The organism is Streptomyces sp. NBC_01546 (assembly GCF_045208355.1).
Classification (GTDB): Bacteria; Actinomycetota; Actinomycetes; order Streptomycetales; family Streptomycetaceae; genus Streptomyces.
Genome location: NZ_CP109379.1, coordinates 923,848 through 938,838, shown reverse-complemented (window position 1 = coordinate 938,838; position 14,991 = coordinate 923,848). Strand labels below are relative to the sequence as shown.

At 72.4% G+C, this 14,991-nt stretch carries 13 protein-coding genes; 7 read left to right on the top strand and 6 right to left on the bottom strand.

The window, feature by feature from the left end; genetic code table 11:
- The first annotated feature begins 193 nt into the window (after positions 1-193).
- A complete protein-coding gene (locus OHA89_RS04695) occupies positions 194-1,675 on the top strand; it encodes a carboxylesterase/lipase family protein (protein WP_406365369.1) in 1,482 nt (493 codons plus the stop codon).
- On the opposite strand, the gene OHA89_RS04690 is transcribed toward OHA89_RS04695, so the two are convergent.
- Positions 1,653-2,897: an alpha/beta hydrolase-fold protein gene (locus OHA89_RS04690; protein ID WP_322975494.1), complete on the bottom strand. Its 1,245-nt coding sequence runs from the start codon at positions 2,895-2,897 to the stop codon at positions 1,653-1,655. The two genes, OHA89_RS04695 and OHA89_RS04690, sit on opposite strands and share 23 nt — an antisense overlap.
- Positions 2,898-3,148: 251 nt before the next feature.
- On the opposite strand from OHA89_RS04690, the gene OHA89_RS04685 reads away from it, so the two are divergent.
- Complete coding sequence (locus OHA89_RS04685; RefSeq protein WP_266613038.1) at positions 3,149-4,177, top strand: hypothetical protein; 1,029 nt, start codon at positions 3,149-3,151, stop codon at positions 4,175-4,177.
- A 54-nt stretch (positions 4,178-4,231) separates the two neighbouring features.
- Here OHA89_RS04685 and OHA89_RS04680 read toward each other — a convergent pair whose 3' ends face one another.
- A complete protein-coding gene (locus OHA89_RS04680; RefSeq protein ID WP_215150494.1) occupies positions 4,232-4,918 on the bottom strand; it encodes a GNAT family N-acetyltransferase in 687 nt (228 codons plus the stop codon).
- A gap of 140 nt (positions 4,919-5,058) precedes the next feature.
- On the opposite strand from OHA89_RS04680, the gene OHA89_RS04675 reads away from it, so the two are divergent.
- The 3 genes from OHA89_RS04675 (at position 5,059) to OHA89_RS04665 (ending at position 7,887) form a co-directional block, all read left to right on the top strand.
- Positions 5,059-5,859, top strand: a complete 801-nt coding sequence (locus tag OHA89_RS04675) for an alpha/beta fold hydrolase (RefSeq protein WP_266613036.1) — start codon at positions 5,059-5,061, stop codon at positions 5,857-5,859.
- Positions 5,860-5,937: 78 nt separating this feature from the next.
- Positions 5,938-7,188, top strand: coding sequence for an MFS transporter (locus OHA89_RS04670; RefSeq protein ID WP_406365368.1), 1,251 nt, complete (start codon positions 5,938-5,940; stop codon positions 7,186-7,188).
- Positions 7,189-7,215: 27 nt separating this feature from the next.
- Entirely contained in the window at positions 7,216-7,887 is a 672-nt protein-coding gene (locus OHA89_RS04665; protein ID WP_266613034.1) for a (2Fe-2S)-binding protein, read from the top strand.
- Between the two features lie 59 nt (positions 7,888-7,946).
- Here OHA89_RS04665 and OHA89_RS04660 read toward each other — a convergent pair whose 3' ends face one another.
- A complete protein-coding gene (locus OHA89_RS04660) occupies positions 7,947-9,722 on the bottom strand; it encodes a S8 family serine peptidase (protein ID WP_266613032.1) in 1,776 nt (591 codons plus the stop codon).
- A gap of 265 nt (positions 9,723-9,987) precedes the next feature.
- Positions 9,988-11,343, bottom strand: coding sequence for a cation:dicarboxylate symporter family transporter (locus OHA89_RS04655; protein ID WP_215150499.1), 1,356 nt, complete (start codon positions 11,341-11,343; stop codon positions 9,988-9,990).
- Between the two features lie 106 nt (positions 11,344-11,449).
- Here OHA89_RS04655 and OHA89_RS04650 point away from each other — a divergent pair, with 106 nt between their 5' ends.
- Both OHA89_RS04650 and OHA89_RS04645 read left to right on the top strand, forming a co-directional pair.
- Complete coding sequence (locus OHA89_RS04650) at positions 11,450-13,060, top strand: ATP-binding protein (protein WP_406365367.1); 1,611 nt, start codon at positions 11,450-11,452, stop codon at positions 13,058-13,060.
- On the top strand, positions 13,057-13,761 hold the full coding sequence (locus OHA89_RS04645; protein WP_215150500.1) for a response regulator: 705 nt from the start codon (positions 13,057-13,059) through the stop codon (positions 13,759-13,761). The genes OHA89_RS04650 and OHA89_RS04645 overlap by 4 nt, the downstream gene beginning before the upstream one ends.
- On the opposite strand, the gene OHA89_RS04640 is transcribed toward OHA89_RS04645, so the two are convergent.
- Both OHA89_RS04640 and OHA89_RS04635 read right to left on the bottom strand, forming a co-directional pair.
- Positions 13,716-14,564 (bottom strand): tyrosinase MelC2, encoded by an 849-nt coding sequence (locus tag OHA89_RS04640; RefSeq protein WP_215150501.1) that lies wholly within the window; start codon positions 14,562-14,564, stop codon positions 13,716-13,718. The two genes, OHA89_RS04645 and OHA89_RS04640, sit on opposite strands and share 46 nt — an antisense overlap.
- Positions 14,561-14,956 (bottom strand): apotyrosinase chaperone MelC1, encoded by a 396-nt coding sequence (locus OHA89_RS04635; RefSeq protein ID WP_215150502.1) that lies wholly within the window; start codon positions 14,954-14,956, stop codon positions 14,561-14,563. The genes OHA89_RS04640 and OHA89_RS04635 overlap by 4 nt, the downstream gene beginning before the upstream one ends.
- Between the last annotated feature and the right edge of the window lie 35 nt (positions 14,957-14,991).

Here is a 14,991-nt window from a genome sequence, read left to right as displayed (position 1 = left end):
AAGATCTCCTCATGCGATATGGGGTGCCGCAGGTCTGCGGCGTTTGACATGGCATACAACGCGGGGAGGCCCGGGTGGTCACGGCTGCTAGGCCTACTTGGTGAGGTCACGGTCACGGCTTGTCACCAGTGGGGCCGCTGTGCGACCGTGCGCGCACCGCGCGCGTGCGCGGGGCGGAACGCGGGAGGACCAGATGAGCACAGCGGGCGGCGACACCGGCGGCCGGCCCAGGGCCAGGACCGCGCACGGCGTGGTCGAGGGCCGGACGGGGCCGGACGGCATCGCCGTGTTCCGCGGCATCCCCTACGCCGCCCCGCCCGTCGGCGCCCTCCGCTTCGCGGCGCCCGCGCCCCCGGAGCCCTGGGACGGCGTACGCGACGCCGGTGCCTACGGTCCCACCGCGCCGAAGGTGCCCTACCCGCCGAAGTTCGCGGCCCTGCTGGCCGACCCGGAGATCCCCGGCGAGGACTGCCTGAGCGTCAACGTGTGGACCCCCGAGCCGGCGCCCGGGGCCCGGCTGCCCGTCATGGTGTGGATCCACGGCGGGGCGCTCACCCGGGGCTCCTCGGCCGTCCCCGTCTACGACGGCTCCGCCTTCGCCCGCGACGGGGTCGTGCTCGTCTCCCTCAACTACCGCCTCGGCGTCCTCGGCTACGGGCTCTTCCCCGACGCGCCCGCCAACCGGGGTCTGCTCGACCAGATCGCCGCCCTGGAGTGGGTCCGGGACAACATCGGGGCCTTCGGCGGCGACCCCGCCCGCGTCACCGTCTTCGGCGAGTCCGCCGGAGCCATCAGCATCGGCGCCCTGCTCGCCGCCCCCAGGGCCGCCGGACTCTTCGCACAGGCGGTCCTGGAGAGCGGCGCCCCCGAGGTGCTGCACCGCGACCGGGTCCGTGCCATGGTCCGGCGGATGGCCTCCCTGCTGAAGACGGACGCCACCGCGGAGGCCTTCGGCGCCACCGCCCTGCCCACCCTGCTCGCCGCCCAGGCGGCCGTGCTGCGCAGATCGAGCCCCCTCGCGGGCGGTCCCGCCTTCGGCCTGGTGGCCGACCCGGACACGCTGCCCGGCGACCCGCTCGACGCGGCCCGCGCCGCCGAGGTACCGCTGCTGCTGGGCTGGACCGCCGAGGAGTACCGGCTCTGGCTCGCCCCGACGGGCGCGATGCGGCTGCTGGACCGGCTGGGCCCGCTCGCGGTGGCGCTGGCCCGGTGGCGCAGCGGCAAGGACCTGGCCGCCGTACGGGCGCTGCGCGCCGCCCTGCCCGGGGCCGGCCCCGCCGACCTCGCGGGGCAGCTGCTCACCGACCGGCTGCTGCGCGATCCGCTGCGGAGGCTCGCCGGGGCGGGGCGGGCGGCGCCGAGTTTCCTGTACGAGTTCGCGTGGCGCTCCGGCGTCCCGGGGCTCGGCGCCTGCCACGCCCTGGAGCTGGGCTTCGTATTCGACAGGCTGGACGTGCCGGAGGCGGCCTGGCTGGCCGGGCCGGACGCCCCGCAGGCGCTGGCCGACGAGATGCACACGGCCTGGGTGCGCTTCGCGGTGACCGGCGATCCGGGCTGGGCGCCCTGGAACGGCAGCGGCCCGCCGAAGGTGTTCGGCGGGCCGGAGGCCAAAGAGGGGGTGGAGGCCGTGGACGCGGTGGAGACGCCGGCAGTTACTCGACGGGTCCTTCCATGACCTTGCTGATGTACTGGATCGGCCCCTCGCCCATGTTCGGGACGTAGGTCTTGGCGTTGTGCTGGCCGCCCTTGATGATCCTCAGCTCGGTGTGCACGGGCCCCTTGTTGCCGAAGGTGGCGATGAACTTCTGCACGTCCGGCAGGGTCTTCTTGTTGTTCTCGCTGTCGCCGACCTGGAAGGCGAGGTAGACGTCCGGACCCTTGCGGTCGATGAGCTGCTTCGCCAGCAGTTCCGGGTTGTTCTCGGCCTTCTCCTTGTCGTGGCCCTTCCAGAGGGAGGAGTCCGGGACGATGTCCGGGCCCGAGGCGATCACGGCCTTGAACTTGTCCGGGTGCTTCAGCACGGCCTTCAGGCCCGCGAACCCGCCGGTGGAGGAACCCATGAAGGCCCAGCCGTCACGGGACTTCACGGTCCGGAAGTTCGCCTTCATCAGGTCCGGCACGTCCTCGGTCAGCCACGTGCCCATCTTCGGCTGGTCGGGGATGTCGGAGCCGTCCCAGTAGACGCCCTTGTCGTCCGGCCCCGGGTTGAGCACCGGCATGGCCAGGATGAACGGCTTGCTCTTCCCCTCGGAGTACCACTTGGCGATGCTGGTCTGGAGACCGAGGTCGGTGCCCATCCAGTAGTTGCTCGGGTATCCGGCGCCGCCCGGCAGGGCGATCATGACCGGGAAGCCGCTCTTGGCGAACTTGGGGTCGTTGTACTCCTTGGGCGCCCAGACCCACACCTTGCCCTTGAAGCCGGACTTCTTGCCGTCCAGCGTGGTGACGGCCACGTGCGTCCCGTCGGGCAGGGTCATCGAATTCTTGAAGTCGGCGGCCGGCCCGGTGGGCATCAGCATCTTGGAGTTCGCCGCCTGCTGGGGGGCGTCCTTCTTGCCGTCGCCGCCGGCGGGCGGCTTCCCGAAGGACACGGCCGAGCCCTTGTCGGTGAACGGGGGTATCTCGTAGTGGTTCATCACGCCGGCCGCTATGCCCGCGAGCGCGAGGACGACGACACCCGCTATCACCCAGCGCCGGACCCTGGACTTGCGCCGGGGCTCGTACTCCGGCTCCTGCCCGTAAGGCTCGTACGGTCCGTGTCCGTGGGGAGGCTGCTGCCCGTACTCCTGCTGCCCGTACTGCTGCTGTACGTACTGGTCGCCGTAGGGCTGCTGCGGGTTCTGCCCCTCCGGCCGGTACGGCGGCTGGTACTGCTGCCCTTCGGGTGCGTACGACATGTGCGGTGGCTCTCCGGCTGGTGCTGCCCCGACGGGGCGGTGGTCTGGCGGGCTTGATCCTTCCGTTCGAAGGATGAACGAAAGCATGCCAGGGTTCCGCATTTTTCCTTTTCTTGGGATTTTCTTGGGGAAGGCCGTTGCCCGGCGCCGGCAAGGCCCGCCGCGTTCCCGCGCCGTTCGCCGGACAGGCCTGGCTCATGTGCATGTCAATGGGTATGGTGCCCCCGCCCCGCGAGAGGAGAGGACCCCTTTTGACCCTCCAGCGCCGGATCCTGATCCTGGCCACCGCCTTCGTGCTGCTCGCCGTCGTGGCCGTGACCGCCCTCGTACGGGCCTCCTCCCGTGCCGACGAGAAGAACCGGGCGCAGGCCGAGGGCCCGCAGGTCACCCGGGGTGCGGTCTCCCTGAACCCGGCGGGGGGCGGCCCGCGGATCGTGTTCCGGAACATGGCCTGGGGCCCGCACCGCGACGAACTCGCCACCGTTCCGGCCGGCGCGCCGGAGGGGGCCCGTACCGCCTCTGGCGTCGCCTGCCTGCGTTTCCACTCGGCCGCGGGGACCGGGATCTGCCTCCAGGCCGACAAGGGCGGGGTCCCGGACCGCTACCGGGCCGTCGTTCTCGACGCCCGCCTGAAGGAGGTCTCCGCGCACGCGCTGACCGGCATCCCCACCCGCGCCCGGGTCTCGCCGGGCGGCAGGCTCGCCGCCTGGACCGTCTTCGTCGGCGGGGACTCGTACGCCGGTACCGACTTCTCCACGCGGACCTCGGTGCTCGACCTGCGCACCGGCAGGCTCGACGCCTCGCTGGAGGAGTTCACGATCCTCAAGGACGGCAAGCCGTACCGCAGCGCCGACGTGAACTTCTGGGGAGTGACCTTCACCGCCGACGAGCGGACCTTCTACGCCACGCTGGGTACCGGCGGCCGCACCCACCTGGTCCGCGGGGACCTCGCGGAGCGGACCGTGACCACGCTGCGCGAGAACGTCGAGTGCCCGTCGCTGTCGCCCGACGGGACCCGGGTGGTGTTCAAGAAGCGGGTGCCGGGCCTGCCGGCCGAGGCGCCGTGGCGGCTGTACGCACTGGACCTGGCCTCCGGAGCGGAGACCCCGCTGGCCGAGGAGCGGAGCGTGGACGACCAGGTGGTGTGGACGGACGACCGCACCGTCGTCTACTCCCTGCCGGGGGACTTCGGCGCCGATCTCTACTCGGTGCCGGCCGACGGCAGCGGCGCCTCCGCCCGGCTCATGGCATCGGCCCTAGCCCCGGCCTTCCTCGGATGAATCCGGGGGAGGAGGCCGGGGGAGGGCCGCCGCAGGAGCGTTACGCCAGGCGGACTACGCGGGGATCAAGGTGCGCCGGCGCCGCTTGCGCTGCGCACCGGCCGACAGCCTCAGCTCGATGATCGACCGCACGGCCGGCCACTCCTCGTCGAGGATCGAGTAGAAGGCCGTACTGCGGACCGCGCCGTCGAGCCCCCGCGAATGGGCCCGGCGGACCCCCTCGCAGGTGAAGCCGAGACGTTCCATCGCGGCACGCGAGCGGCCGTTGCGGGCGTCCGCCCTCAGCGAGATCCGCCGCACACCCCAGGTCTCGAAGGCATGGCGGAGCATGAGCAGCTTCGCCTCGGTGTTGATGCCGGTTCCCTGGGCGCCCGGGGACAGCCAGGTATTGCCGATCTCGGCGGCATCGGGGATCGCCGTCGCCGGATCGCCGAACGGGACGCCCGGCACTGCGGGCCACACCAGTGGCCCCTGCCAGTAGTCCAGTTCCAGGAACCGGGTCGAACCGACGACCCGCCCGTCGGTGGCTCTGACCACCGCGAACGGGACCGATCGACCCGCCGCCTGATCGGCGAGGGCACGGTCGATGTACTCGTGGGACGCCTGCACGCCGTGGGGTACGGGAGTGAAGGCGTAAGTCGTACGATCCTCGGCCCCGGCCAGGGCCAGAGCCTCGGTGTGGTGGGGGGCGAGGGGCTCGAGCCGCACGGAGCGGCCGGCGAGGAGTACGGGTACGGGCACGGAGCCTTCGGTCCTTCTGGGCGGTGGGGTGGTTGCACAGTCTGCGTTTCTGACGTTGCCCCCAGTGCAAAACACGGGTGAAAGGCAACAGGCGGTCAGGTGAACGCGGGTGGCTCAATGTAGCTCCTTAAACTCCTCTCATGAACCCCCAATTTGGCAATGGCGCGAGTCTCTTTTTCGACGACTTGGGTCCCCGCGGCGGAGAGCCCGTAATCCTGATCCACGGACATCCGTTCAACCGCACCATGTGGGCCCCCCAGACGGCCGCCCTGACGGCCGCCGGGTACCGGGTGATCGCCCCTGACCTGCGCGGATACGGGGAGAGCCCGGTCCGCCCGGGCAAGACGCTGCTCGCCGACTTCGCCGATGATCTCGCCGCCCTCCTCGCCCGCCTGGGTGTCGAACAGGTGGTCGTCGGCGGAGTGTCCATGGGCGGGCAGATCGCCATGGAGATGCGGCTGCGCCACCCGGGTCTGGTCAGGGCCCTCGTGCTCAGCGACACGACCGCGATTCCGGAGACCGATGAGGTCCGCAAGGCCCGCCTCGAGACCGCCGACCGGCTGCTCGCCGAGGGCATGGGGCCCTACGCCGAAGACGTCATCGACAAGATGCTGGCGCCCTACAACGTGACCGGCATGCCGGGGGCCGCCGCACGGGTGACCGCCATGATGCGCGCGACCGACCCCGAGGGCGCCGCGGCGGCCCTGCGCGGCCGCGCCGAGTGCCCCGACTACCGGCCCGTGCTCGCGGAGACCGCCGAACCCTGTCTGGTCGTCGTCGGCGCGGACGACGTCTACACCCCGGTCGCGGCGGCCGAGGCCCTGCACGCGCTGATCCCGCACTCGGTGCTCGCCGTGATCGAGGGGGCCGGGCACCTGCCGGGCGTGGAGCAGCCCGAGGTCTTCAACCGGGTGCTGCTGGAGTTCCTCTCCGGCCTCTGATCCAGGGGCGAAGTGGACCGGTGTACCAGGCCCCCAATGGCCCAGTGGAGTGGGCCGTTCGGCTGATCCAATGGGCCGGTGACGATACGGATCCTGCCTCCGCCCGGCCCACCGCGCCGACTGGTCGCCGCCCAGCTGAGCAATTCCGTCGGGGACGGCGCCTACTACGTGTGTTCGGCGCTCTACTTCACCCGAGTGGTCGGTCTCTCGCCCGCGCAGATCGGCCTCGGGCTGACGGTCGCCTGGGCCGTCGGCTCCGTCGCCGGGGTGCCGCTGGGGGCGCTCGCCGACAGGCGGGGCCCCCGGGGCACCTCGGCGGCGCTGGCGGTGGCCACCGCGGCCTCGGTCTTCGCCTTCCTCCTCATCCGGTCCTTCCTGGCCTTCCTGATCGCCGTCGTCGTGTACGCCACCGCCCAGTGCGGGCTGGCGGCCTCCCGGCAGGCGCTGCTCGCGGGCCTCGTCCCCCCGGAGCAGCGGACCGGCGTACTGGCCCACCTCCAGTCCGTGCTCAACGGCGGCCTGGCGCTGGGCGCCGCGCTCGGCGGGCTCGCCCTGGGCGCGGACACCGAACGGGCCTACCTCGCCGTGTTCGTGCTGGACGGGGCGGGCTTCCTGGTCTGCGCGGCCGTGCTGCTGCGGCTGCCGGCGGTGGCACCCGTGACCGGGCGGGCGGCGGGCGAGCCCCGGCTGGCCGTGCTCCGCGACCGGCCGTACGCGCTGGTCACCCTGCTGAACGCGATCCTGCTGCTGCGGATGCCGCTGCTCAGCCTGGCCCTCCCGCTGTGGATCGTGGAGCGCACCCACGCCCCCGGCTGGCTGGTGTCGGCGCTGTTCGTGCTGAACACCGCCGCCGTGATGCTGTTCCAGGTGCGCGTGGCCCGGCCGGTCACCGACCTGGACAGCGCGCGGCGGGCGGTGCGGGTGTCGGGGCTGGTCATGGCGGTCTCGTGCGCGGTGTTCGCGCTCTCCGCGCTGCCCGGCCCGGCCTGGGCGGCCGCCGCGCTGCTGGTGGTGGGCGCGGTGCTCCAGGCGGACGGAGAGATGCGGCAGTCCGCCGGGTCCTGGCAGATCGGCTTCTCGCTGGCCCCGCCGGACCGGATGGGCCAGTACCAGGGCTTCTTCGCCGCCGGGGTCCCGGTGGCCAGGACCGCCGGTCCGCTGGTGCTGACCTGGCTGCTCCTGGGGTGGGGGATCCCGGGATGGCTGCTGCTCGGCGTGATCCTGCTGGCCGCCTCGTACGGGATGGGCCCTGCGGTCCGCCGGGCCGGGCCGGTCCGACAGGAGGCAGGGCAGGCCGGGCCCGCGGGGGCCGTCGGACAGCCGGGGTGAGGCCCGGCGGCGGATACGGTGAGCGGCGTGGACGACGTACTGAGGCAACTGGGATCCCTGGGTCCCTTCTTCACCGTGGCGTACGGGAAGGAACCGCCGCCCGGGCCCGGGTTCCGGCCGTTGACCGCGCTGTACGGGGAGCAACTCGCGCCGTACGTCGCGGAGGTGGGGCGGCGCATCCGCAGCGGGCCGGGGCGGGTGGCCGCTTCGACCGCCCAGTTCGGCATCGCCGCACGGCTGTGGTCGATCGGGCTGGGCTGCGCGGCGCTGGCCGGGCGGGTACCGGACCTGGCCGCCGACCGCGTGTGGTGGCGGCTGCCCGGTGCGGGATCGCTGGAGCTGTGGCTGCCCGAGCCGGGGGAGCTGCCGGCCGGGGAGCTCGGCCAGAACGTGCTCGGCAATCTGGCGCAGCTCGACGCCGCCGTGCGGGAGCGGTTCGGGGTGTCGCCCAAGGTCCTGCGGGGCAACACCGCGTCGGGGCTGGTCGGGGCCCTGCGCGTGCTGGTCGACCGGATTCCCGGCGCCGCGGCCGCGGAACTGGCGGCCGCCCTGCTCGCCGACGACGGAGCCCTCGCCTGTACCGGCACCTTCGTCCACGAGGAAGGGCTCGGGGTGGCCTTCGTACGGCGCAGCTGCTGCCTCTACTACCGGGTGCCCGGCGGCGGATTCTGCGGGGACTGCGTGCTGCGGACCCGGTGAACGCGCGGCAGGGGCCCTCGGGAGCACGTGCTCCCGAGGGCCCCCGCGGCGGGCCGGAACTAGAAGGTGAGGTTCCAGGCGTCGATCTTGCCGGTGTCGCCGCCGGCGTTGTCGTTCACACGGAGCTTCCAGGTGCCGTTCGCGACCTCCGAGGAGGCGTTGACGGTGTAGGTCTGGTTGATGTTGTCCGTGCTCGAGCCGGTCCGGTTGTGCAGGGTGTACACGGTGCCGTCCGGGGCGATCAGGTCGACCTTGAGGTCACCGATGTAGGTGTGCACGATGTTCACGCCCACCTTGAGGGTGGCCGGGGCGTTGCCCGTCACCCCGCTGACGGTGACCGGGCTCTCCACGGTGGTGTTGTCGCCGATGGCGAAGTCACCGAGGTTCTCGAAGTACTTGCCGGGCGGCGGGGTGCTGCCGACGGCCTTGAGCGCGTCGACCTGGCCCTCGCCGAAGAAACCGTTCTTCGCCGTGGTGCCCTTGCACCGGCTGTCCGACGGGCAGGCCACGTCGTTGGCCTGGGTGGCCAGCTTGTCGCGCAGCTGCGCCGGGGTGATGCCCGGGTTGGTGCTCGCCAGCAGCGCGGCCACACCGGTCACGTGCGGGGAGGCCATCGAGGTGCCGCTCATGGTGCCGTACTTGCCGCCCGGCTGGGTGCTGTAGATGCCGGTCGCGTCGCCGCCGGGGGCCGTGACGTCGATGACGTTCAGGCCGTAGTTGGAGTACGAGGCCTTCGCGGTGGTGCCCATCGCCGAGACCGTGACCACGCCCGGGAGTTCGGTCGGGATGTCGAGGCAGGCGTTGGTGATGGTGCGGGTGACCGGGGTCGAGTCGTTCGGGCTCTCGGTGTCGGTCGTCTTGTTGGCCAGGTCCAGGTTGGAGTTGCCGGCCGCCGCGACCTGGAGCGAGCCCTTGCCCTCCGCGTACTCCTGGGCGCGCTTGACGCCCTCGATGATCGCGGCCTGGTCGGCGTTGTCCGGGCAGTTGAACTGCCACGGGTCGGTGTAGTAGCTGTTGTTGGTGACCTTGAAGCCGTGGTCACCGGCCCACATGAAGCCGCAGACGGTGTTCTCGGCGAAGAAGAGCGAGGAGCCGGGCTCGGCGATGCGCACCGAGGAGATCTTCACGCCCGGGGCCACGCCGATGACGCCCTTGCCGTTCTTGGCGGCCGCGACCGTACCGGCCACGTGCGTGCCGTGGGTGCCGACGTCCCGCCAGGCCCCGGTGCGGGTGTCCGCCTTGCCGTACGCGCAGGACGCGGAGTCCGCCGCGTTGAAGTTCGGCGCCAGGTCCTGGTGCTGGTCGTCCACACCGGTGTCCAGGATGCCGACCTTGACGGAGGCGGAGCCGGTGGTGACGGCCCAGGCCTGGTCGGCCTTGATCTGCGTCATGTCGGCGCGGACCGGCTCGCCCGCCGGAGTGGTGGACTGCGCCGGGTTGGCGGGCAGCGCCGGGTTGTAGGCGTCCGCCGGCACGTCCGAGGTGCGGGTGGCGCCGACCTGCTGGACCCCGCTCACACCGCGCATGGCGGTGGCGAAGGTGCCGGAGGCCGAGTGGGCGACGATCACGCCGATCGCGTCGTAGGACGCGAAGACCGAGCCGCCGTTGGAGGCGACGGCGGCGCGGACCGCCGAGGTGTCACCGGGTGTGGTGATCACGAAGTAGGCGCGGGTGCCGGCAACCCAGGTCGCACTCTGGGAAGTCGGGGCCGCGGCCTGGGGAGCCGCCGCGGCCGCCGGGGCGGAAGCGGAGCCGGAGGGGGCGACGGGGTCGGTGCCGGCGAGTGCGGCGGGAGCCCCGAAGGTCAGTGCGGCGCCGAGTGTGGCGGCCAGCACGAGGGTACGTCGAGGTCGGCTGGATATGTGGGGTATCAATGCGTCCTCCGATGACCCGGTGGTGCGGATGACACCTACCGGGCCGTACGAAACGAGTGGTGGACGCAAGATGTCAGACGTGTGCCCCGATATGGAAGTACCTTTTACCGCACGCGCGTTCTCCGGCCCATGGCTGAAAATCGCCCCTACCGGGAGTAGTCGGGACCGACCGGGCTGGGCACCGTGGGGGCGAGCCCTGCCCGGCCGGCCCGACTGGGCCCACCGGTTACACCGGTACGCCGTCCTTGGCGCCTTCCGGCTGGAGCGGGACGGCGCCCGCCGGTTCGTGCGGCGCGTCGTCCACCAGCGTGGTCTCGTCGAAGGGCAGCCGTCCGGCCAGGACCTCGTCGGCCCGTCCGCGGTCGAACTCCTTGGTCCACGTGCCGATGAGCACCGTCGCGACCGCGTTCCCGGCGAAGTTCGTCAGTGCCCGCGCCTCGCTCATGAACCGGTCGATGCCGACGATGAGGCCGACCCCGTCCACCAGTTCCGGCCGGTGCGACTGCAGTCCGCCGGCGAGCGTGGCCAGGCCCGCGCCCGTCACCCCGGCCGCGCCCTTCGAGGCGATGATCATGAACAGCAGCAGCGAGATCTGCTCGCCCAGCGCGAGCGGCTTGCCCATCGCCTCCGCGACGAACAGCGAGGACATCGTCAGGTAGATCGCGGTCCCGTCCAGGTTGAAGGAGTACCCGGTCGGCACCGTGATGCCGGTGACCGGCCGGGACACCCCCAGGTGCTCCATCTTCGCGATGAGGCGCGGCAGCGCCGACTCCGAGGAGGAGGTGGACAGGATCAGCAGGAACTCGCGCCCCAGGTAGCGCAGCAGGGCGAACACGCTGACTCCCGTGCACACCCGCAGCAGCGTGCCCAGCACCACGAAGACGAAGATCAGACAGGTCGCGTAGAAGCCGATCATGATGACGGCGAGCGACTTCAGCGCGTCGATGCCGGTGGCCCCGACCACCGCCGCGATCGCTCCGAAGGCGCCCACCGGCGCGGCCCACATGATCATCGCCAGAATCCTGAACACCAGCTTCTGCACGTGCCCGATCCCGCGCAGCACGGGTTCGCCCGCCGTGCCCATGGCCTGGAGCGCGAACCCGCACAGCAGCGCCACCAGCAGCGTCTGGAGCACCTCGCCGCCGGTGAAGGCGGACACCAGCGTGGTCGGGATGATCCCGAGCAGGAACTCCGGCGTGGTCTTGGCCCCGCCCGCCTTGGCCTGCGCCTCTCCGGCGTGCTTGGCCGCCTCGGTCAGGTGGAGCCCGCTGCCCGGGTCCAGCAGGTTCCCCACCAGCAGGCCGATGGCGAGGGCCACGGTGGACATCACCATGAAGTAGCCGAGGGCGAGCCCGCCCACCGCCCCCACCTTGGCGGCCTTGCGGACCGATCCGATGCCCAGCACGATCGTGCAGAAGATCACGGGCGAGATCATCATCTTGATGAGGTTCACGAAGCCGGTGCCCAGCGGCTTGAGCTCCACGGCCACGCCGGGGGCGGCGAAGCCGACGGCGATGCCGAGGAGCACCGCGGCGATCACCGCGATGTAGAGATAGTGCGTTCTGTCGCGCGTGGCGGCCACGATGCCTCCTGGTGGTGAATACGTCCCGGGAGGACCATCGCCCGCCGCTGTGACCCCGGTCACCCTTGCGTTCATTGAGTTCACGAGCCGGTGCACACTGAGCGCCATGTTCCGTTTGCCCCGGCCGCCGCGCAGCCTCGCCGGCCAGCTCTTCGCCATGCAGGTGCTGCTCGTCGCCGTGGTCGTGGCCGGGTGCGCCGTCTTCGCGTACGCCACCGCGCGCGGCCAGGCCGAGGACGCGGCCCGGCGCCAGGCCGGGGCGGTGGCCCGAGCGGTCGCCGACTCCCCGTCGGTCCTGGAAGCCGTACGCGAGGCCGTACGCGGCGGCGATACCGCGGCCCGGCTCCAGCCGTACGCGGAGCGGGTACGCGTCGACTCGGGCGTGGACTTCGTGACGATCATGGATCCGGCCGGCCGGCGCTGGACCCACCCCGACCCGCGCCGGATCGGCGAGCCCTTCATGGGGAACACCGCCCCCGCCCTGCGCGGCCAGACCTTCAGCGAGACCTACACCGGCACCCTCGGGCCCTCGATCCGTGTGGTCACCCCGCTGACGGACGACGGCCGCGTGGTCGGCATGGTCAGCGCCGGGATCACCGTCCGGGCGATCAGCGCGCGTCTCGCCGAGCAGCTCACCGCCCTCGTCTGGGTCGCGGCCGCCGCCCTGGCCCTCGGCGGAGCTGGCACGTACATCGTCAACGCCCGGCTGCGGCGCCACACCCACGGGATGAACGCGGCCGAGCTCAGCCGGATGTATGACTACCACCAGGCGGCCCTGCACGGCGTGCGCGAGGGGCTGCTGATGCTCGACGGCCAGCGCAGGATCACCCTGATCAACGACGCGGGACGCGTACTGCTGGGCCTGAGGGGCGTGGTGACCGGCACCGGCGTAGCCGACCTGCGGCTGCCCGCACCCCTCACCGGGGCGCTGCTCGCCGACCAGCCCCGGGTCGACGAGGTGCACCTGACCGCGGACCGGGTGCTCGTCGTCAACAGCTCACCCGTCGCGGGCGGCGGCCGCCGGGGCACCGTGGTCACCTTGCGCGACCACACCGAACTCCAGGTACTGGCAGGGGAGTTGGATCACGAACGCGGGTTCACTCAGGCCCTGCGGTCCCAGGCCCACGAGGCGGCGAACCGGCTGCACACGGTGGTCTCGCTCATCGAGCTCGGCCGGGCGGACGAGGCGGTGGAGTTCGCCACCGCGGAACTGGAGCTGGCGCAGGCCCTCACCGACGAGGTGGTCACCGCGGTCGGGGAGCCGGTGCTCGTGGCGCTGCTGCTCGGCAAGGCCGCCCAGGCGCACGAGCGGGGCGTCGAGCTGGTGGTCACCCCCGACAGCACGGCCATCGACGGCGGGCCCGGGACCCCGCCGGCCCGGGACCTGGTCACCGTGGTCGGCAATCTCGTGGACAACGCCATGGACGCGCTCACCGGCGTCCCGGGCGGCCGGATCGCGGTCACCGTGCGCTGCGACGGGGAAGGACTGCTGCTGCGGGTGGCGGACAGCGGGCCCGGCCTGCCGGAAGGGGTGGACGTGTTCCGGCGCGGCTGGTCCGGCAAGGGGGAGGGCCGCGGCCTGGGCCTGGCCCTCGTGCGCCAGGTGGCGCAGCGCCACGGCGGCACCGCGGACGCCGCCTCCGGCCCGTCCGGCGGCGCCGAGTTCACCGTACGGCTGCCGGCGCCCGGCCGTCCCGCGGTGGGTGAGTCCGTATGAGCGCGCCCGAGGTGCGGGTGCTGATCGTCGAGGACGACCCGGTCGCCGCCGCCGCGCACGCGCTCTACGTCGGCCGGGTCCCCGGCTTCACCGCCGTCGGCACCGTGCACTCGCTCGCCGAGGCCACCCGGGCCCTGGAACGGACCCGCGCCGACCTGCTGCTGCTCGACCTCACCCTGCCCGACGGGCACGGCCTGCGTTTCGCACGCGGGCTGCGGGCCGCCGGGCACCCCGTCGACGTGATCGTGGTGACCTCGGCGCGGGACCTGGCCGTGGTCCGCGAGAGCGTCTCGCTCGGCGTGGTCCAGTACGTGCTGAAGCCCTTCGCCTTCCCGACCCTGCGCGAACGGCTCCTGCGGTACGCCGAGTTCCGCGCGACGGCGGGCGAGGCGGCCGGCCAGGACGACGTGGACCGGGCGATGGCCGCCCTGCGCGCCCCGCGCCCGGCGGAGCTGCCCAAGGGGCTGAGCGCGCCGACCCTGGACCGGGTCGCCGCGCTGCTGCGGTCGGCCCCCGAGGGGCTGACCGCAGCGGGGGCGGCCGAGGCGGCCGGGATCTCACGGATCACCGCCCGCCGCTACCTGGAGCACCTGGTGGACACCGGCCGCGCGGACCGCACCCCCCGGTACGGCCAGGTCGGCCGCCCCGAACTGCACTACCGCTGGCTGGCGGCGGCGACCGGCTCGGTGTCGAAGGTGTAGAACTTCCGGTGGTCCAGCATGTCCGCCGGGGTCACGTCGTTCCACGGCCGCATCGTGTCGCCCAGGTCCACGACGTTCGCGGTGCCGGCCGCCGGCAGGTAGGTGGACTGCGGGTGGCGGGCCTGCCAGTCGGCCCACAGCTTGTCCACGTAGGCGTGGTGCATCCAGAACACCGGGTCGTTGGGGGAGACCCCGGTGCCCATCTGGCCGCCGACCCACACGTGCACCCGGTTGTGCAGGTTGGCGCCCCGCCAGCCCTCCAGGTTGTTGCGGAAGCCGCTGGAGGAGCTGTTCCAGGGGGCCGCGTCGTACACCGGCATGGCGAGTACGGCGTCCACCTCCGCCTTGGTCGGCAGCTCGGCCACGCCCTGGCCCAGCGCCCGGCGCAGGTACGCGCGCCCGTCCACCCGTACGGCTATGTTCCACTTGCCCGTCGCGTAGGCGAAGGGTCCGTCCAGGACCTGGCCGTCGCGGGCCCGGCCGGTGCCGCCCAGGAAGTCGGCGGCCCAGAGGGAGGAGCGGGTGGTGCGGTCGGCGGTCCAGTCCCAGTACGGGAGCGAGACGTTCGCGTCCACCGCCTGCAGAGCAGCCTCGAATTCGAGAAGAAACCGGCGGTGCCAGGGCAGGAAGGAGGGAGAGCGGTGACCCACCCGGTCGCCCGAGTCGGTGTCGCTCATGATGAAGCCGTTGTGGGTGGTGACGAACCGGTCGTAGCGGCCGGTGCGCTTCAGCTCCAGCAGCGCGTTGGTGAAGGCGCGCTTCTCCTCGGCAGTGAGCGTGGCCTGGTTCTTGCGGACGGTCATGCCGTGCCTCCCATCGGGGCGAACGGGGCGAGCACGGCGCCCTGGAGCTCGCGCACGGCGGCGCGGGCCAGCGAGGTCGGGTCGGCATAGGTCTCGTAGTGGTTGACCACGCTGATCCAGGTGCCGTCGGCGTTCCGCATCACGTGCAGTTCGCGGCCGTCTATCCGGACGGTGGGCAGACCGGGGGAGTGGTGTCCGCCGTGGTGGCCGCCTCCCGTGCCCGCGGTTATCTGGATGCGTCTGCCCTTGTACACCTCGTCGACCGGGCCGGCTGGGGTGGCGGCGGCACGGGAGTCGGTGGAGGCGGCGCGCGCTGTGGCGCCCGCAAGGCCTAGGACGGTGAGTGCGCCGGCAGTGGTGCCCAAGGCCTGCCGACGGGTGATCTTGTTCATGACCGAAGAAGTACCAGGGCAGCAAGGGCAGTTGG

Coding starts and splice junctions, on each gene's coding strand:
- OHA89_RS04695 (WP_406365369.1), top strand. CDS start 194: ATGAGCACAGCGGGCGGCGACACCGGCGGCCGGCCCAGGGCCAGGACC.
- OHA89_RS04690 (WP_322975494.1), bottom strand. CDS start 2,897: ATGTCGTACGCACCCGAAGGGCAGCAGTACCAGCCGCCGTACCGGCCG.
- OHA89_RS04675 (WP_266613036.1), top strand. CDS start 5,059: ATGAACCCCCAATTTGGCAATGGCGCGAGTCTCTTTTTCGACGACTTG.
- OHA89_RS04650 (WP_406365367.1), top strand. CDS start 11,450: ATGTTCCGTTTGCCCCGGCCGCCGCGCAGCCTCGCCGGCCAGCTCTTC.
- OHA89_RS04645 (WP_215150500.1), top strand. CDS start 13,057: ATGAGCGCGCCCGAGGTGCGGGTGCTGATCGTCGAGGACGACCCGGTC.
- OHA89_RS04640 (WP_215150501.1), bottom strand. CDS start 14,564: ATGACCGTCCGCAAGAACCAGGCCACGCTCACTGCCGAGGAGAAGCGC.
- OHA89_RS04635 (WP_215150502.1), bottom strand. CDS start 14,956: ATGAACAAGATCACCCGTCGGCAGGCCTTGGGCACCACTGCCGGCGCA.